Source organism: Lysobacter sp. P5_B9, assembly GCF_054049835.1.
The window spans coordinates 1-15,990 of record NZ_JBFULP010000008.1 but is presented as its reverse complement, the minus strand read 5'-3'; the positions used below and the strand labels follow the sequence as shown (position 1 = coordinate 15,990).

Here is a 15,990-nt window from a genome sequence, read left to right as displayed (position 1 = left end):
GTACGTCGGCGCCGATGTTGGTTGGGAGTTGGTCCGGGCCCGCCTTGGGATTGAGGCAGTGTTGCGGTGTTGGCCATGGCTGAAGGCAATCGAACTGGCGCGCGACGACTTGTGAGGTACTTGCGTGCTGGCGTGCTGGCGCGCTGCGGGCTTTCTCCTTCGCAGTGAAGGGGACGGCTAGATAAGGCGCCGGCAGATTTTTCGGCGCGCTCGCTTCGCGGATAAAGCATGACGCGGGCAGGCTTCCAAACCGGCGCTTTGCGACGGCCTTATGCGTCGCGCCCTGATTTAGTCGAAGGAGTGACTCTCATCGCTCCAAGGCCGCAGCCAGCATCACTTGTGCCGGCCAGTCACGAGTCAGCTACTCGCGATACACGCGATGCTCTCGATCAAGCAAGACCAAGAAGAATGCGTCTTCGACTCGGAAGCCGTGAAGGCGGAGGCCACGCGATGCACGGAGTTCCAGGAAGCTGATGTCCGGGCTAAGCGCGCTTCTCACGCGCTTCAAGGCTTCCGCCCCGTCGGTCACCGTCTTCACGTCGATCTCCTTCGGGCGAAGGCCATTGTGCTTATAGAGCTGTTCCCAAGTGAGTGACTTCAACTGCGTGATCAGTCCGCTGAAGGAGCGCAACTCATCCGCCGTCCACGCGGAAAAGCACTCAAACGCAGTATCGAAGTACTTAAGAACCAAGTAAACGTGGCCAGCCTCTGTACTCTGATAGCTTTGGGAGAGGACCCTATTTAGGCCAAAAGCCTTTGCGGCTTTCTCGCTTACTGCGGCATCCCGCGCCTGTCTGTCGGCGGCCCTATGGATCCCCCCCTTAATTGGAGGCATTCGCACTCGCGTACAGGTCGCGGTAGAACCGAGCCATCGCATCCTTGGAGATGACCGAATTGGATCTGGCTTCGGCGGGGAGATCGCCGCGGGCTGCCTTCCACGGAGCGTCGCGGTGGCTCATGTTTTCAAGGCGCTTCGCGTTATAGGGCCCGTACGACTCGGCTACTTCGTCCAAAAGCGCAACTTGATCTTCAGTGAGCGCAGCTGGTTCGCGACCTTCAATGGGTCCTAAGTAGTCCCATCCAGAGGATGCGAAGGCACGGTAGATAGACGGGGCAACAGGTCCATGAGCCCAGGCTTCCAACTCCTCATCGAATAGCGGAGCGCCAAGCAGGGCAAGGCTCCAAGCTTGGGCAAAGTAGACCAGCTTCTGGAGCTTCAAATGAGTGAGCCGTTCGCCGTCGATCTTTTGAGGATTCGACAGAAACCAGGCGGCGATGTCTATTGCGGTGTTCTTTTGCATGAGTGCTTTGAAGGTGACTGATGTCACCCTACCTCCCCCTGAATACCGCTCCGAAAGGGACTCTAGCAGAGTCTTTTCGCAGGAGATGCGATTGCAGAGGGCAATGGCTTGGCTGAGTGGGCCCGTTAGGGGCTTGATCGCACACGTTGCGCATTTTGAGGCTGCTGCTACCCCGGTGCTACCCAGCATACAAAAGGAAAGGGCCTGCATCGCTGCAGGCCCCTGATAAACATGGTGGCCGGGGAGGGAATCGAACCCCCGACACGGGGATTTTCAATCCCTAATGACGGGGTTTCATGGCGTCCCGCATCTCGGCGACGAAGCGGGTAACGGCCGGATAATCAGTAGGGAAGCGGCTCCCAGCATCCCAAGCCGTCCAGTACGAGCTTCTGACAAACGGCAACCGAACGGCAACCGATCCGGCAACCGTGGGGATAACATGGGGCACTGGATGACCCCGAGAGACCCCGAGCCATGTCAAAGCTGACCGTCCGCACGCTGCAAACGATGAAGGCCGGTGCCTGGCGCACTGACGGCGGCGCGCGGGGCGCTGGCACGTTGGCCGCGCGGCGGTTGACCGGCATCGGCCGACACGTCTTGTTCTACTACCGCTACACGAATAGCCGGGGTTCGCGCGACGTTGTGCCGCTTGGGCAGTGGTGCGGCGCGGACGGTAAGGGCGCGGGGCTCAGTCTGGAGGATGCACGGGCACGTGCGGGCGAGCTTGCCAACCGCTACACAGGCGGCGGGCGCGACCTTCGTGAGGCCATCGATGCAGAGCAACGTGAGGCCGAGCGCCTTCGGGGTGCGGCAATCCGTGAGGCGGAGGCGGAAGCGGCGACGAAGCGGGCGACGCTGGGGGCGCTGCTGACCGGCTACGTTGACCAATTGGAGCGGGATGGCAAGGCGAGCGCGGTAGAGGTTCGGCGCGCGCTGAGGCGTCACGTGCATGACGCGTGGCCCGTGCTGTGGTCAACACCGGCCGAGCGCATCACCCCTGATGACCTGTTGTCTGTTGTGGCGCTTCCGGCCGATGCGGCGAAGCTGCGCGAGGCGGCAAAGCTGCGGGCGTACCTGCGCGCGGCCTATGCCGCAGCCGTGCGGGCACGTCACGACGCGCGGGCGCTGCCAGCGCTGCGCGAGTTAAAGCTGGCCGTGAACCCGGCACGTGACTTGGTGACGATTGAAGGCGCTTCACAGGCGCGGGAACGCGCATTGTCCGTTGCCGAGCTTCGGGCCTACTGGCGGCGCATCGAGGCGTTGCCCGACCCTGGCGGGGCGCTGCTACGGTTCCATTTGTTGACCGGCGGGCAGCGCATCGAACAGCTGGGACGCGTCACCGTGGCCGACTTCGATCCCGACCTGTCCACTGTCCGGCTACGTGATGGCAAGGGGCGGCGGCGGCAAGCACGCTTGCATGACGTGCCCTTGATACCCCTTGCATTGGACGCGCTCCGCGCAATGCAGGGCGGCGCGTTGGGCAGCCACCTGTTCACCGTCACCGCTGGCGAATCGGGCGCGGTTTACGCGACCGTGCAGCATCGCCTGCGGGCCGTGGCCGATGCGATGGCCGAAGCAGGCGAGTTGCCGAACGGGCCGTTTACCGTGGGCGACCTGCGGCGTACCGTGGAAACGCGGCTGGCAGCTGAGGGTGTGGGAGTAGAAGTGCGGGCACAGTTGCAGTCGCATGGTCTGAGCGGCGTGCAGGCGCGGCACTATGACCGGCACGATTACCTGGCCGAGAAGCGCGATGCGCTGGAAACCTTGCACCGGCTGCTGACTAACGTCTCCGCTAAGGTGACTCCGATCCGGAAGCGTAGGGCTTGACCTAATAAACCGAACAGCCGCGCCTAGCCCGACGGGGCGAAAACGCCGTAACCCTGCGGCGCTGGCGCGGTTCCTCTTCAGGGCGCGAGGGTTTCGCGCGATGGCTTCCCGTTTTATTGATGCTGCAACAAAGGCCAAAGAGCTAGGCATTACGGAGAGCGTGCTTAGGTCAGAGGTTCTGTCAGGAGAATTGCGGTGCTATGCGTATCTAGCGGGCGATCATGCGGAAGCTACGCACGAACGTTTCGCCCCCCCTTGGAGTGAAGAAGAATTCCCGTCGGTGGAGTGGGATGACCATGGGTGTTCATTGCATAGGCATGGAAATTGGTCGGGCCGTGACACGAACGGCCGACTCTTCGAAAAGCTTCCCTACTCGCTACCCCGTTACACCGTAAGTGGATGGGTCGTACTTAGTAGGGGGGTGTACGAAGAGCTTCTGACGGGGAAGTCGGTCAACTTGCACCAACGGTGGATTTGGATCGAGCCAATCAGGCGAAGCGGTCTTTCCCCTGCAGGTCCACGGCAAATCGACGTTTATTCCTGACCGAGACGGTGAAGGCGGCTATTACGATCAAATTGCAACCGTGCTTAAGCGCGAAGATATGTATTTTCAGGCCGCTCTCGTGGAAGGCCACCAATCTGACGACCCTCGGCGAGTAAGGAATCTTCTACGCGTCATTCGCGCTTTGGATGAAATGGCGAATCTGCCAAAGCGGGGCGCGGCAACCGCAATCGAGAAGCAACTTGACCTCCTAGGGTTTAAGGGTCCAAACGACGAAACAATTCGAAAAATGATTGAAGACGCACGGGCTTTGAAACCCGACAAATCCCAATAGGGAAAGACGTTCCATTGTTGGGAAATCCGGTTTCATCTATCCCATAACTTCGTCATCGCTGCATCCCGCAGCGGCCATTGCCGACCGGCACCGGCCAGTAAAGCAAGGGATACACGATGACACGCGACACCTTCATAGCGCCCGCAACGGGCGTATTGATCCTTGAGCGCCTTCCGCAGGTGTTACGGCGAACGGCGGTATCGCGCAGCGAGTGGTACAGGCAAATTGCCAACGGCAACGCTCCCCAACCAGTCAAGTTGGGGGAGCGTGCTAGCGCTTGGAACGCGGCGGAGGTTGATGGCTGGATAGCAGCCCGCATCGCAGCGCGCGATGCAAAGGCGGCGGCATGAGGCCCGCAAATAGAAACCGCCTAACCCCGGCAACTTTGGCGAGCGACGGGGAACAGGCGGTAGGTGCAAAGGCGGACGGCCATTGCGGGGCGAAGCATAGCCCGCAGGAATGCGCGGCGCTATTCCTGGCCCGCGTGGCTCTGGATGCGGCGCAGGCGCAGCTAGGCGCCTATGCACTGGCAACGGATGACCCGCATCCCGGCATGGTGGAAGCGGCGGACCTACTCGACTCGGCGCGCGCTGCATTGGACGGTGCGCCATGACCGGCCCGCGTCTGACTGGCAACCGCTGCCAGTGTGCAGCGTGCGGTCTGCCGTTTTCCAGCGTGCGCGAGTTTGACCGCCATCGAGTGGGCAACTATGCCGCGCCGGGACAAGTGAAGGGCAACCGGCGCTGCCTGACCGTTGCGGAGTTGGAGGCCCGAGGCTGGCGAACCAATACGCGAGGGTTCTACATGCAACCCCGTCTGGAACGTGCGCCCGCTGAGGTAGAAGGCCCGCGCGTGACCCAGCCTGCTACAGGGGTACAGGGGGCAGGGTGTGATGCCGCAAGTTGCGACCTGGCGGCATGAGGGGCGCGCATGGAAGCCGATACCTCTACCCGAACGGATGCCGTGCGGTTTCTGGAAGCGTTGGCGCCGGATGGCGCGCTGACTTTCCAGACCTTCGACGATGCCAAGCGGGGCAGGCGCGACCTGTCCCGGATCGTGCACGGCACGTACTGGCGCAACCGCGCGACGCTGGACCGCTTGAACGCCAGCGGCGCGGGGTGCTTCGTCATGGTGAATCGTGGCGATGGCAACGGGCGCAAGGTGGACAATGTGCAAGCCGTCCGCGCGGTATTCCTTGACCTCGACGGCGCACCGCTGGAACCGGCGCTATCCGCCCCGCTGTCGCCTGCCATCGTCTGCGAATCGTCACCCGGCAAGCATCACGCCTATTGGCCGGTAACCGAAATGCCGCTGGGCGACTTCCGGCGCGCACAGCAGGCATTGGCGGCTGCCTACGGTGGCGACACGAAGGTATGCGATCTGCCGCGCGTTATGCGCCTGCCTGGCTACGTGCACGGCAAGGGCGAGGCGTTCACATCGCGGCTGCTGCGGTGCGATCCGGTCAAGCCGTGGCGCTGGCCCGAGTTTGCCGAGGCAATGGCACTGCCTCATGGTGCACCGCAGGCGAGCAGTGCAGGCGAATGGCAGCAGGGGGACCGAAACCCCGCGCTGTATCGCTTCGCCTGCGGCCTGAGGGATCAGGGTTTGGATCAGGCCGAAGCGTTCCGGCGCGTGACCCTGGCCAACGCTGCGCGGTGCCATCCGCCATTGGACGAGGCCGAGGTCGGGGGCATCGTTGCCAGCGCATGGCAGGGCGTGGCGAAGGGCTTCGTGAAGCTGCCGTTTCCCATGCTGGATAGCGAGGCGTTCCGCGCGCTGACCCACGTCGGAAAGGTGGCAATCCTGGCACTGACCCGCAAGCACAACGGCAGCAACAACGGCCGACTGACCCTGACCCGTGCGGAAGCTGAGGCGTGGGGGCTCAACAGGAAGCAGCGAACGGCGGCGCTCGTGGCGTGCGAAGCCCACGGCTTGATTCAGTGCACCGCGCGCGGCCTGTCCGCTTCGCCGGGTCACCGTGCCAGCCCTGACCTGTTCCGGCTGCTGTACGTGCCGCCATAGGGTGCAAATCGCCCCTTATGCGTCTAGTGGATAGGGGTCAAAACCGACCCCCTTAGATAGATAACAGGGCTGTAAGCGATAGCGGGAGGATTAGGGGAAGGCCGCTGGCGCGCTACTGCTAACAAACGGGATCAACGATGAGTGACGGCTACCTGAGTAAAGACCGCGAACACCTGGCCCGACTGCAAAGGGAGCGACGGGCGCGGATGCGTCCAAGGCACGGGCGCTGGGGAACTTGCGAAAGGGGAGGGCGTAGCGGGCCGGGCGGGTGGCTACGGGCTTGGTGGCTACGGGCTTGCGGCTGACTTCTTAGGGAAGAATCCGCGCCAAACCCAACCTATGCCAAATCCAATTGCATAGATGAACGCAAACAGGATGGCGAGCGTGAGGGCTCCGATGCGGAAAGCCTCTCGCCATCTTTGTTCTGCCGCAGCGGCCGCCTCACCGATTGCGATCTCCCTCAGGCTTTCATAGCAACGGGGCTCTTGTGCGAAGTCATGCTCCCTGTAGTCATGCCTGCCTAGATGATTCTTGGCATCACCTTCCGTGGCATACATGGGGTAGTCGCATCCGACGGCATAGAATGAATCGGAAGGCTTCTGGAAACGCCATATGCCGAACGTGGCACTGCTGATCAGGATGAGTGCGAAAACGTAAAGTCTCTGCCATCCGTTCATGCGGTTCCCTAGCTAGGATTTGGTCGTGGAGCCGCGAAGCGGCTTCGGATTGAATGAATTGTTAGATGCCGCCCGCATATGCAATGGCACGTGCGGACTTAACTGTGAACTGCTCGAGCACCCGACTGTCACCATCTCCGCGGGTAATGGAAAGCTTGTCACCTCGTGGCCAGACATCTACGAACTCACCAGGTTGCTGGCCGAGCGGATTGGGAACAATGGTTTCGCCGGCTGTTAAATCACACGAGTTAGTGCCAGGAACGATCTGGTTTTTACCCGAGTGATAGAAGTCACAGACTAATGTAAAGCGGGTGCGCTTATTGGCAGCACGATCTATTTGATCCACGACCCACTCGCCGCTTGAAGCGGTAAAGCCGGTGACGACGTAGACAAAGGTTGGGGGTTCGGAGTGCTTCGCACAACCAACGAGCAGCATGGCAAGAATCGGCAGAAAGTTCTTCATGATGCGACTTACTCCATGCGGCCTAACGCCTGAATTAAGCCGAGCCGCGAAGCGGCTTCGGCTTGAATGAATTGTTAGGGGGCGCCCCGGTTGCCTTTGGCAACCCATCTCCTAAGAGCCGGACACATGACAGCAATGAACCAAATGCCAGCGACCGGTAAAGCGGATGCGAACAATACCCGAAAAGTGCTTAGCTCGATGATTTGTTGCCCGGTGCGAAATGTTGCCGTGCCCCACCAAGGAGTTGGCAGGTCGCTGAAGATGTTGCATGAGAGAAACGTTCCATGCACGGGCATCATCTGCGAAAGGTCTTTGGATAACACGCACTGGCCAGGAAGGATGTTTAGGTACTCCGTGCACAGCCATGCAGCGATGCCGAATAGCCACAGGCCGCTCAGTACGGTTGCGAGTCGAGTGTTTCGCGACATGGTTGCAGCGCCCCCTAACGCCTGAATTAAGCCGAGCCGCGAAGCGGCTTCGGATTGAATGAATTGTTAGATGCCAAGTGCAGCGACGCCGTAAAACGCGAACTTCACGCCAAGCCATGTGCCAATAAGAATCGCCCAACTGACGCCGCGACTCCTGCTCTTGTTAAAGGTGTTCTGAAGTGATGTGAACACGACGGCGCAAACCAACCCAAAGAAAACGCCAAATCCGATTTGCCACACTTTGACGAGCCCGTAGTCCCCATCAGAGGTGGCAACCGGTATCGCAAGGCCGCCGATGGCTCCGAAAATAACCCAGCGCCACAAATAGGTTGGGAATTGAAAGAACAGCCCAAGGGAAACGACAGGTGCATTCATAGAGTCTCTCCGGAGTACCGTTGGGGCAGAGGCCGACCATGATGGGTTGGGGTTTTCCGACGCTTAGAAAAAGCGGCGGCAACTCAACAGGTTGGGCATTGAGTCAATCGCGCGGGTGGCCTAACGGGCGCTAGGGCGTTCACTAAAGTAGTGATCGATAGTCATCGCGGCCCGCTGGGAACAACAGGGAACAATGGCGTTTCTAAAACAGAGCCGGATAGAGCGCCGTTTGATAAAAATCAATGTTTCAAAGCCTGGGGAGCACCCCCAAGCCCGAGAGGGCTGGTTGATAGCAGACCTAACGCTGTTAGAGAGTCTGGTCCCCTGTGGCCTTAGAGGCTTCTGACTTCGCCCCATCAATAGCCAACGAACTGCCACTCAGGCTGAAGCGGTAAACGCGAAACTGACCCTCAACCAAGGGCATGGCAATTCCTAGATTGGCGCCAGTTCGAATGGATGACTCAATGTCGTCAAATGGGCTCAGTACAAGGGCATGCACTTTTGGAGCCTGGTCCCCGAGAATGCGGCAGGTTCCCGTGATCTGGTTGGCCCCCGCATCGGCGTTCACCAACAAAGGAATGGTGGCGCCCTCATCGCACTTGCTTGGAGTAGTCAGGTAATACACGCACTGACCCTGCTGCTTAAAGCATAGGACTCCGAGGGTTGCTCCGCTATCGCTCGAAGTGAATGCTTCTGAATAGTCACCTTCGGTATTTACTCGCCAATCTTTGATTGCAGTACCGGCAGCAGCGGTTTGGCTGAAAAACACCAACGCAGCTAGCATCATGAAGCGCATACCGCCCCCCCCCTTGTTGTCCCCGTAGATAAACCTACTTGCCTACAAACCGGGTCGCAATAGGCAGCGCCAGGTCGTGAGGTAGGACTTTTCCTACAGACACGGCCCGCGCACGCCCTACAATCCCCATCCCCGGCCGCTTCGGCTGCTACGTGGACAGGGACGCTCGCGCCAGCGCCGGGGAGTTTTTCGTTAGCGGGTAGGTTCCCTACGCTCGCGCCAGGCCGCCCACCATTCGGCGTGCTTGCGCCCTAGCGCAACCGTCGCCGCTGTCCCGTGCTTGCGTGGGATCGCCCAGGGTGCATCGCAATTCAACGTCACTTGGGCGTGGCTGCCCGTGTCATGTACCAACGCGCACATGCGGCCGTCGTGCAGTAGTTCCCAGCGCCCGCGCATTACGGGGCTTTCTATCCATTGGTAACCGTCTGGGAGCATGACGGAGATTGTGCGTCTGCCTGTCGCCAATGCTGCGACCATTCAGCGGTAGCCGCTCTGACTTCCTACTGTGGCGGGGGGCGGGTCCCAAGTCTGGCGAACAGTCGACTCAGACCGGGCGTTCCGCTTTGCTTTGCTAAATCCGCACAATTTTCCGATTTCGGCGAATCGGCGCGGGGCATAGCTGCGGCTCGCGGCTAGGGCGTTCAATAAAGTAGTGATCGAATAGTCATCGGCGGCCCGCTGAGAACAACCCGGAACAATGACGTTTCTAAAGTAGGGCCGGATAGAAAGCGGCCAATGAAAAACAATCAATGGGAATCAATGCGCGAGGGCGCGACGCCGCAAAAGAAGGGGCCATGCAGTCGAGTTGATGACAAACGGCAACCGAACGGCAACCAATGCTCGAACGCGCAAAGAAAAAGGGCTGCGCTTTCGCGCAACCCTTTGATGTATATGGTGGCCGGGGAGGGAATCGAACCCCCGACACGGGGATTTTCAATCCCCTGCTCTACCAACTGAGCTACCCGGCCGAGTCACAAGCCGTGTAACGGCCGTGAAAGAAGCGCGATGATACGGGGAGGACAGGCGACTGGCAAGCCGGATCGCCGCTGAACGTGGGGTGCGGGGGCGCGCACGCCCACTGCAGGCGGGCGCATCATCAGGGACACAGGCCAAAGTGCCGGCAGGGAGACCGCCATGAAACGTTTGCTCATTACGCTCGCTGCGCTCGTGCTCGCGCTGCCCGCCTGCGCCTCGGGCGGCACGCCGGACAGCGACAGGCTCGCTCTTTACCAAGCCCATGCGATGCCGCCGATCGAGGGGTTCCGCTACCTGAACCGCATCGATGGATGGACGCCGCTCGGCGATACCGCCGTGGCGATCTGGACGCGTCCCAACGAGGCGTATCTGCTCGAAGTCGATACGCCATGCCCGGATCTCGAATTCGCCCGGGCGATCGGTCTCACAAGCAGCTCGGGGACGGTCTCCTCGCGCTTCGACAAGGTGATTCCGCGCGCCGGCGGCAGCACGCGTACGACGCCGTGTCTCATCCGCCAGATCCGACCGCTCGATGTGAAGGCGCTCAAGTCGGCCGAAAAGCACATTCGCAGGCAGCGCGAGGACGCCAGCAGCTGAGGCAGCGTCATTCCTCCGGCGGCACGTAACCCGCGGGCTTTTCCGCGTCGCCGCCGAAGAGGAATTTCTGCATCTCGCCTTCGAGGAAGGCGCGGTGTTGCGGGTTCATCGGCGAGAGGCGGTTCTCGTTGATCAGCATGGTCTGGTGCGCGAGCCATTTCGCCCACGCCGCCTTGCCGATGTGGGCGAAAACACGCTTGCCCAGCTCGCCGGGCCACGGCACGAAATCGAGGCCGTCGGTGTCGCGGTGTTCGTATTCGCAATGGACGGTGCGGGGCATATCAGGCTTCCAGTAGCTTGCGGATCGGCGCGGGAATGCCGAGCGAGGAAAGTTCAGCGCGCGCGACCCAGCGCAGGTCGTCATTGTCGCCGACGCGTTCGCGCAGGGCGACGTCGCGCAGGCGCAGCGGGTGCAGGCGCAGCTTGTAGTGGCTGAAGGCGTGGTCGATGGAGGGCAGGCGCTCGGCCTGGCTGAAGTCGCCGTGCGATGCCTGCTCGAACCACTGGCGGGATGCAGTCGCGTCCTCCGCCTGCGGCAGCGTCCATAGCGACGCCCAGATGCCGGCCGGTGGGCGGCGCTGCATGAGCACGTCGCCGCTGGCGTTTTCCAGCCACAGCACGCACGCATGTTTCTGCGGCACCGCCTTGCCCGGCTTGGGGGTGGGCAGTTCGCCGATGCGACCTTCGCGGCGCGCGCGGCAATCGTCGTGCAGCGGACACAGCACGCAGGCCGGATCGCTGCGCGTGCACAACGTGGCACCGAGATCCATCTGCGCCTGCGTGTAGTCGGCCATGCGTGCGTCCGGCAGGTGCGACTCCGCCAGTGACCAGAGTTGCTTCTCGATTGCCGGGAGGCCGGGATAGCCGTCGATGCCGTGGTAGCGCGTGAGCACGCGCTTCACGTTGCCATCGAGGATCGCGTGGCGATCACCCCAGGCCTGCGACAGGATCGCTGCCGCCGTGCTGCGACCGATGCCGGGCAGGGCGGTCAGCGCGTCGATGTCGCGTGGCAGTTCGCCAGCGTGCAGTTCCACACAGCGCTGCGCCGCGGCCTGCAGGTTGCGGGCGCGGGCGTAGTAGCCGAGCCCGGACCACAGGGCCATCACGTCGTCGCGCGATGCGGCCGCCAGTGCCGGGAGCGTCGGCAGCGCTGCGACGAAACGCTCGAAGTAGGGAATGACGGTCTTCACCTGCGTCTGCTGCAGCATGATTTCCGACAGCCACACGCGATAGGGCGTGCGCGGATGCTGCCATGGCAGATCATGGCGGCCGTTGATCTCGAACCAGTGCAGCACGCGGGGCGCGAAGGTGTCCGGATCGCCGTCGCGTGTCGTCGCCCTCGCCGTGGTGGTTTTGCGGGCTTTCATGGAAGGCTTTCCCCGGCAGGCGCTGCGGTGTCATCGAATTCGACCTGCACGCCTTCCAGTTTCGCTCCCGAAATTTCCAGTTCGGGTGTTGTCAGCGTGCCGGACAGCGGCGGCAACGGGGTTCCGTTTTTCTGCTCCATCCATTCGAGCACCTGTGGCAGGCGGAAGCGGCCATCGAAGCGCGTGGCGTCGCGTCGCACCTGCAACGCGGCGATGTCCACGAATCCGGGCGACCCGTCGTAGCGCAGGTTCAAGGGCAGTGATGATCGCGATTGTCCGAGCGGCGGCGGCAATGCGGGCCATGCCTGCGGCCATTGCGCGAGCGCGCCGTCGAGTTGCAGGGTGAGCTTGCGGCCCAGGGCGATTGTTCCGCGTGCATCGAGATCGGGAATCGGGTCGTTGGCTTCATCGTTGCCGCCGCGGCGCCGCAGGGCCACGCCCGCGGGCGCGAGCGTCCAGGTGGCTTCGTCGAAATGCAGCGGACCGTACAGCCCCAGCGCGAAAGGAACCCGCGTCGTCGCCGTTGCAAATGTCGCCGCCATTCCCAATCGCGCCGGAGTGATCCGCAGATCGTCCGCACCCAGGCGCAGCGGGCCGGAAAGCATGAGCGTTGCCGGCAGGTTCCAGTCCTTGCCGCGTTCGATCGTGACCTGCCCGTGGGTGGCGAAGCCGGTCGTACCGACCCTGATCAATGCTTCGGGACGAATGATCGCCGCCGCCAGATCGACGCGGATCGACAGCGGCGCATCCAGGTAGCGTCCGCGCAGCCGTGCACGCAGCGGTTGCCGTGGATCGAGCAGCGGCATGTCGGCCTGGATGCCATCGATGCGCCAGTCGTTGTTGTCGATCTCGCCGTCCCGGATGCGCAGTCCGTGGGTCAGGGTGGGCAACCGCTTTTCCACGGTCGGCGGGCGCGTGGCGAGCCAGTGCTGCAATGCGGGCAGGTCGAGCCGGGGGGCGTCGAGTTCGACGCGGCGCGCCACCAGTTCGCTGCCGCCCGCACGCAGCGTCGACCACGGCACTGCGATGTGGATGCGCCTGGCGCGAAGCAGGATGCGTTCGGCGCCCGGTTCGCGCACGGCGACGTCGCGCAGCACCAGCATCGGCGTTCCGCGCAAACGGTATTCGCTGGCGCCACCGGCGGTGATTTCGAGGCCCAGTGCCGCGCCTGTCCGGTTGGTGACGATCGCCGCAATGCTCTGCGGCCGCGACAGCCAGAGCAGCGCGATGAGTATCGCAATCGCCAGCAGGGCGATCACGAGCAGGATGCGGCCGCGGCGCGTCATCAGTTGGAGGTGGATGTTCCGAGGGCTTCCGGCAGGAGCGCATCGACGAAGGCGTCGGCATCGAACACGCGCAGGTCTTCCGGTCGTTCGCCGATGCCGGCGAAGCGGATCGGGATGCCGAATTCGCGTGCCAGTGCGAACACGACGCCGCCCTTGGCGGTGCCGTCGAGCTTGGTGACGACCAGGCCCGTCACGCCGACTGCGGCATGGAACTGGCGCAGTTGCGACAGCGCGTTCTGGCCCGTGGTGCCGTCGATCACCATTAGCACTTCATGCGGTGCATTGACGTCGAGCTTCTGGATCACGCGCTTGATCTTGCCCAGTTCGGCCATCAACCCCTGCTGGGTGTGCAGGCGGCCGGCGGTATCGGCGATCAGGACCTCGGTGCCGCGGGCCTGCGCCGCCTGCAATGCATCGAAGGCCACCGATGCCGCATCCGCATTCTGGCCCTGCGCGATGACGGGCACGCCATTGCGATCGCCCCACGCCTGCAGTTGCGCGACGGCGGCGGCGCGGAAGGTGTCGCCCGCGGCCAGCATCAGCGGGCGGCCTTCATCCTTGAAGCGGCGCGCCAGCTTGCCGATGGTGGTGGTCTTGCCGACGCCGTTGACGCCGACCGTGAGCAGCACGAACGGCTTGATGCTGCGGTCGATCTGCAGCGGCTGCGCCACCGGGCGCAGCATTGCCACCAGATCGCCGCGCAATGCCGCGAGCAGGGCATTGGCGTCGGTGAATTCGCGCGCCTTCATGCGCTTGCGCAGGTCTCCGATCAGGTATGTCGTGGCCGTGACGCCAACGTCAGCGGTCAGCAGCGCGGTTTCGATCTCGTCGAGCAGGTCGTCGTCCAGGCGCGGATTGCGCGAGAACAGGCCGCCGAGCGTGCGTGCGAAGGCGCTGCCGCGCAGGCGGTCACGCCAGCCCTTCCGGCCGGGGGCCGCGGGCTCGTCGGCGGCTTCGGCGGCCGGGACCGGGACCGGCTCCGGTGCGGGCGCCGGCGCCGGTTCGACGTCCATTGCGGCCGCTATGAATTCCGCCGGGACCGGTTCGGTCGCGAACGGTCCAACCGCCGCGGGTGCGTCCGCCGCCATCGCGTTGCTGTCCGGAGGCGGGATCGCGGCCTCGGTCGCACGCGAGTCGTTGGGCGCCGCCGGTGGCACCTCGGGTTTCCTGCGGCGGAAAAAATTGAGCATCGCGAATGGGGGCGGGGAGTGCGCGAGAATGCACACATGATAGCCCCCCCGCTTCGCGCCGCCGGATGAACCGCCCGCATTCCACAGGCCGCGCCGCGCCCGGCAAGGTCCGGATCATCGGCGGTCGCTGGCGCGGCACGCGCCTGGACGTGGCCGATGTGCCCGGCCTGCGTCCAACCAGCGACCGCGTGCGCGAGACCCTGTTCAACTGGCTGCAGCCGGTGCTGCCGGGTGCGCGCGTACTCGATCTGTTCGCAGGAAGCGGCGCGCTGGGGTTGGAGGCGCTGTCGCGCGGCGCGGCGGCGGCGGTGCTGGTCGAACGCGACGCGAAGCTGGCTGGCGCCCTGCGTGCCACCGTCGCGCGCTTGCAGGGCGGCGAGGCGGCGAGCGTCGTACAGGCCGATGCCATGGCCTGGCTGCATGGACAGCCCGATGGCGGTTTCGACCTCGCCTTCGTCGACCCGCCGTTCGACTCGAACTTCTGGGGCGGGGTGCTGCCTGCGCTCACGCCCAAGCTGTCCGCCACGGGCTGGCTCTACGTCGAATCCGCGCCTGAGGCGGCTGCGGCGCCACCGCCGGAATGGGCCCTGCATCGCGAGGGGCGCACCCGCGAGGTCCGCTTTGCCCTGTATCGGCGGCGGCCCACGGACGCCACTGTTACACTGGCGCCCGACCCGGCTGGCGCACCGACGCCCACCACGAGCGAACGACCAGCGAATGACCGTGGCCCGTAACCGAATCGCCGTTTATCCCGGCACCTTCGACCCGATCACCAACGGCCACATCGACCTCGTCGATCGGGCCGCGCCGCTGTTCGAGCGGATGATCATTGGCGTTGCCGCCAGTCCCGGCAAAGGCCCGGCACTGCCCCTGGACCTGCGCGTGCGGCTGGCGCAGGAAGCCGTGGCCCACCACCCCAACGTGGAGGTCCGCGGTTTCGCCGGCCTGCTCGCGCACTTCGTGGACGAAGTGGGCGCTGGCGTGCTGATGCGCGGGCTGCGCGCGGTGTCCGACTTCGAGTACGAATTCCAGCTGGCGAGCATGAACCGCCACCTGATCCCCGACGTGGAGACGCTGTTCCTCACGCCGGCGGAGCAATACGGCTTCATTTCCTCATCGCTGGTCCGCGAGATCGCCCGCCTCGGCGGCGACGTCTCCGGCTTCGTGCCGCCAGCGGTGGCCTCCGCGTTGCAGGCGCAATGGCAACGCAACCTCGATGCATGATCCATCCGCAATAACACACACATAACCACGCACTACTGGGGGAACGCCCGATGAAGATCTCTAACCGCCTGCTGCTCGCCGCCTGCCTTGTCCTGCCCTTCCTGGGCGCGTGCAAGAAGCAGGAAGCCGCGCAGGAAACCGCCAAGGCGGCCGTCGCCATGCCGGCTTCCGCGACCGACGACAACGCCTGGAATGCGTACCTGACCGATGTGGTCACCCGCAACCTCGAAGGCGCGACCAGCACCTACGTGTACACGCTGCCGGCCGAGTCCTCCGCCGACTTCCAGGGCTCCTACGATCGCCAGCTGGAAAAGGCGGAAGAGGACATGTCGCGCGGTGGCGTCGAAGGCACGCTGCTGGCTTTCGGTGGCCCGAGTTCGGCCAAGAGCGCCGACCTCGCCACCGCTGCCTTCGCCAAGGCGATGCCGAACAGCATGAAGGGCGTCAAGGTGCTCTTCATCGGTGCGCAGGCTGACAGCGATCGCGTCAAGGCGGCGGTCGACCCGTCGGGCGCGACCTTCAAGTTCGTCGAAGCCAAGTGACGTTTGGCCCGCGCCCGCTTCGGCGGGCGCGGCTTTGCCAAACATCCCGGCGCAAGCCGGGATCCATTTTGCTGTTGTTTCTGC

The 15,990-nt window shown here is 63.5% G+C and carries 18 protein-coding genes and 1 tRNA gene; 8 read left to right on the top strand and 11 right to left on the bottom strand.

Annotated features, from left to right (window positions below):
- Positions 1-361: 361 nt before the first annotated feature.
- Complete coding sequence (locus ACXJJ9_RS14775; RefSeq protein WP_457097893.1) at positions 362-691, bottom strand: hypothetical protein; 330 nt, start codon at positions 689-691, stop codon at positions 362-364.
- A 130-nt stretch (positions 692-821) separates the two neighbouring features.
- Positions 822-1,301 (bottom strand): Panacea domain-containing protein, encoded by a 480-nt coding sequence (locus tag ACXJJ9_RS14770; protein WP_457097892.1) that lies wholly within the window; start codon positions 1,299-1,301, stop codon positions 822-824.
- A gap of 474 nt (positions 1,302-1,775) precedes the next feature.
- Here ACXJJ9_RS14770 and ACXJJ9_RS14765 point away from each other — a divergent pair, with 474 nt between their 5' ends.
- The 4 genes from ACXJJ9_RS14765 to ACXJJ9_RS14750 all read left to right on the top strand — a co-directional run bounded on the left by ACXJJ9_RS14765 (position 1,776) and on the right by ACXJJ9_RS14750 (position 5,986).
- Positions 1,776-3,128 (top strand): hypothetical protein, encoded by a 1,353-nt coding sequence (locus ACXJJ9_RS14765; RefSeq protein ID WP_457097891.1) that lies wholly within the window; start codon positions 1,776-1,778, stop codon positions 3,126-3,128.
- Between the two features lie 952 nt (positions 3,129-4,080).
- Positions 4,081-4,314, top strand: coding sequence for a helix-turn-helix transcriptional regulator (locus ACXJJ9_RS14760; RefSeq protein WP_457097890.1), 234 nt, complete (start codon positions 4,081-4,083; stop codon positions 4,312-4,314).
- A gap of 259 nt (positions 4,315-4,573) precedes the next feature.
- Positions 4,574-4,885, top strand: coding sequence for a hypothetical protein (locus ACXJJ9_RS14755; protein WP_457097889.1), 312 nt, complete (start codon positions 4,574-4,576; stop codon positions 4,883-4,885).
- Positions 4,886-4,894: 9 nt separating this feature from the next.
- Positions 4,895-5,986, top strand: coding sequence for a DNA-primase RepB domain-containing protein (locus ACXJJ9_RS14750; RefSeq protein ID WP_457097888.1), 1,092 nt, complete (start codon positions 4,895-4,897; stop codon positions 5,984-5,986).
- A gap of 287 nt (positions 5,987-6,273) precedes the next feature.
- Here ACXJJ9_RS14750 and ACXJJ9_RS14745 read toward each other — a convergent pair whose 3' ends face one another.
- From ACXJJ9_RS14745 to ACXJJ9_RS14725, 5 genes are all read right to left on the bottom strand, one after another.
- Positions 6,274-6,663: a hypothetical protein gene (locus ACXJJ9_RS14745; RefSeq protein WP_457097887.1), complete on the bottom strand. Its 390-nt coding sequence runs from the start codon at positions 6,661-6,663 to the stop codon at positions 6,274-6,276.
- A gap of 61 nt (positions 6,664-6,724) precedes the next feature.
- Positions 6,725-7,126 carry a hypothetical protein gene (locus ACXJJ9_RS14740; protein ID WP_457097886.1) on the bottom strand — a complete coding sequence of 134 codons (402 nt, stop codon included), beginning with the start codon at positions 7,124-7,126 and terminating at the stop codon, positions 6,725-6,727.
- A gap of 494 nt (positions 7,127-7,620) precedes the next feature.
- Complete coding sequence (locus tag ACXJJ9_RS14735; RefSeq protein ID WP_457097885.1) at positions 7,621-7,929, bottom strand: hypothetical protein; 309 nt, start codon at positions 7,927-7,929, stop codon at positions 7,621-7,623.
- Positions 7,930-8,236: 307 nt separating this feature from the next.
- The gene (locus tag ACXJJ9_RS14730) at positions 8,237-8,725 is read right to left on the bottom strand and encodes a hypothetical protein (RefSeq protein WP_457097884.1); all 489 of its coding nucleotides are present in this window, start codon (positions 8,723-8,725) and stop codon (positions 8,237-8,239) included.
- An 892-nt stretch (positions 8,726-9,617) separates the two neighbouring features.
- Positions 9,618-9,693, bottom strand: a tRNA-Phe gene (locus tag ACXJJ9_RS14725).
- Between the two features lie 166 nt (positions 9,694-9,859).
- On the opposite strand from ACXJJ9_RS14725, the gene ACXJJ9_RS14720 reads away from it, so the two are divergent.
- A complete protein-coding gene (locus ACXJJ9_RS14720) occupies positions 9,860-10,297 on the top strand; it encodes a DUF6491 family protein (RefSeq protein WP_457097883.1) in 438 nt (145 codons plus the stop codon).
- 7 nt (positions 10,298-10,304) lie between these two features.
- Here ACXJJ9_RS14720 and ACXJJ9_RS14715 read toward each other — a convergent pair whose 3' ends face one another.
- Genes ACXJJ9_RS14715 through ftsY form a run of 4 tightly spaced genes read right to left on the bottom strand, consistent with a single transcriptional unit; the run spans position 10,305 to position 14,140 of the window.
- Positions 10,305-10,577: an oxidative damage protection protein gene (locus tag ACXJJ9_RS14715; RefSeq protein ID WP_457097882.1), complete on the bottom strand. Its 273-nt coding sequence runs from the start codon at positions 10,575-10,577 to the stop codon at positions 10,305-10,307.
- A gap of 1 nt (position 10,578) precedes the next feature.
- Positions 10,579-11,664 (bottom strand): A/G-specific adenine glycosylase, encoded by a 1,086-nt coding sequence (gene mutY, locus ACXJJ9_RS14710; protein WP_457097881.1) that lies wholly within the window; start codon positions 11,662-11,664, stop codon positions 10,579-10,581.
- On the bottom strand, positions 11,661-12,950 hold the full coding sequence (locus tag ACXJJ9_RS14705) for a hypothetical protein (protein ID WP_457097880.1): 1,290 nt from the start codon (positions 12,948-12,950) through the stop codon (positions 11,661-11,663). Before ACXJJ9_RS14705 ends, mutY begins: the two co-directional genes overlap by 4 nt.
- Entirely contained in the window at positions 12,950-14,140 is a 1,191-nt protein-coding gene (ftsY, locus tag ACXJJ9_RS14700; RefSeq protein ID WP_457097879.1) for a signal recognition particle-docking protein FtsY, read from the bottom strand. The genes ACXJJ9_RS14705 and ftsY overlap by 1 nt, the downstream gene beginning before the upstream one ends.
- A gap of 65 nt (positions 14,141-14,205) precedes the next feature.
- On the opposite strand from ftsY, the gene rsmD reads away from it, so the two are divergent.
- Genes rsmD through ACXJJ9_RS14685 form a run of 3 tightly spaced genes read left to right on the top strand, consistent with a single transcriptional unit; the run spans position 14,206 to position 15,906 of the window.
- The gene (gene rsmD / locus ACXJJ9_RS14695) at positions 14,206-14,874 is read left to right on the top strand and encodes a 16S rRNA (guanine(966)-N(2))-methyltransferase RsmD (protein WP_457097878.1); all 669 of its coding nucleotides are present in this window, start codon (positions 14,206-14,208) and stop codon (positions 14,872-14,874) included.
- Positions 14,858-15,364, top strand: a complete 507-nt coding sequence (gene coaD, locus ACXJJ9_RS14690) for a pantetheine-phosphate adenylyltransferase (protein ID WP_457097877.1) — start codon at positions 14,858-14,860, stop codon at positions 15,362-15,364. The genes rsmD and coaD overlap by 17 nt, the downstream gene beginning before the upstream one ends.
- A 50-nt stretch (positions 15,365-15,414) precedes the next feature.
- A complete protein-coding gene (locus tag ACXJJ9_RS14685) occupies positions 15,415-15,906 on the top strand; it encodes a hypothetical protein (protein ID WP_457097876.1) in 492 nt (163 codons plus the stop codon).
- The last annotated feature ends 84 nt before the right edge of the window (positions 15,907-15,990 follow it).

Coding starts and splice junctions, on each gene's coding strand:
- ACXJJ9_RS14770 (WP_457097892.1), bottom strand. CDS start 1,301: ATGCAAAAGAACACCGCAATAGACATCGCCGCCTGGTTTCTGTCGAAT.
- ACXJJ9_RS14745 (WP_457097887.1), bottom strand. CDS start 6,663: ATGAACGGATGGCAGAGACTTTACGTTTTCGCACTCATCCTGATCAGC.
- ACXJJ9_RS14740 (WP_457097886.1), bottom strand. CDS start 7,126: ATGAAGAACTTTCTGCCGATTCTTGCCATGCTGCTCGTTGGTTGTGCG.
- ACXJJ9_RS14720 (WP_457097883.1), top strand. CDS start 9,860: ATGAAACGTTTGCTCATTACGCTCGCTGCGCTCGTGCTCGCGCTGCCC.
- ACXJJ9_RS14705 (WP_457097880.1), bottom strand. CDS start 12,950: ATGACGCGCCGCGGCCGCATCCTGCTCGTGATCGCCCTGCTGGCGATT.
- mutY (WP_457097881.1), bottom strand. CDS start 11,664: ATGAAAGCCCGCAAAACCACCACGGCGAGGGCGACGACACGCGACGGC.
- ACXJJ9_RS14685 (WP_457097876.1), top strand. CDS start 15,415: ATGAAGATCTCTAACCGCCTGCTGCTCGCCGCCTGCCTTGTCCTGCCC.
- ACXJJ9_RS14760 (WP_457097890.1), top strand. CDS start 4,081: ATGACACGCGACACCTTCATAGCGCCCGCAACGGGCGTATTGATCCTT.
- coaD (WP_457097877.1), top strand. CDS start 14,858: ATGACCGTGGCCCGTAACCGAATCGCCGTTTATCCCGGCACCTTCGAC.
- ACXJJ9_RS14765 (WP_457097891.1), top strand. CDS start 1,776: ATGTCAAAGCTGACCGTCCGCACGCTGCAAACGATGAAGGCCGGTGCC.
- ACXJJ9_RS14730 (WP_457097884.1), bottom strand. CDS start 8,725: ATGCGCTTCATGATGCTAGCTGCGTTGGTGTTTTTCAGCCAAACCGCT.
- ftsY (WP_457097879.1), bottom strand. CDS start 14,140: ATGCTCAATTTTTTCCGCCGCAGGAAACCCGAGGTGCCACCGGCGGCG.
- ACXJJ9_RS14750 (WP_457097888.1), top strand. CDS start 4,895: ATGGAAGCCGATACCTCTACCCGAACGGATGCCGTGCGGTTTCTGGAA.
- rsmD (WP_457097878.1), top strand. CDS start 14,206: ATGAACCGCCCGCATTCCACAGGCCGCGCCGCGCCCGGCAAGGTCCGG.
- ACXJJ9_RS14715 (WP_457097882.1), bottom strand. CDS start 10,577: ATGCCCCGCACCGTCCATTGCGAATACGAACACCGCGACACCGACGGC.
- ACXJJ9_RS14735 (WP_457097885.1), bottom strand. CDS start 7,929: ATGAATGCACCTGTCGTTTCCCTTGGGCTGTTCTTTCAATTCCCAACC.
- ACXJJ9_RS14755 (WP_457097889.1), top strand. CDS start 4,574: ATGACCGGCCCGCGTCTGACTGGCAACCGCTGCCAGTGTGCAGCGTGC.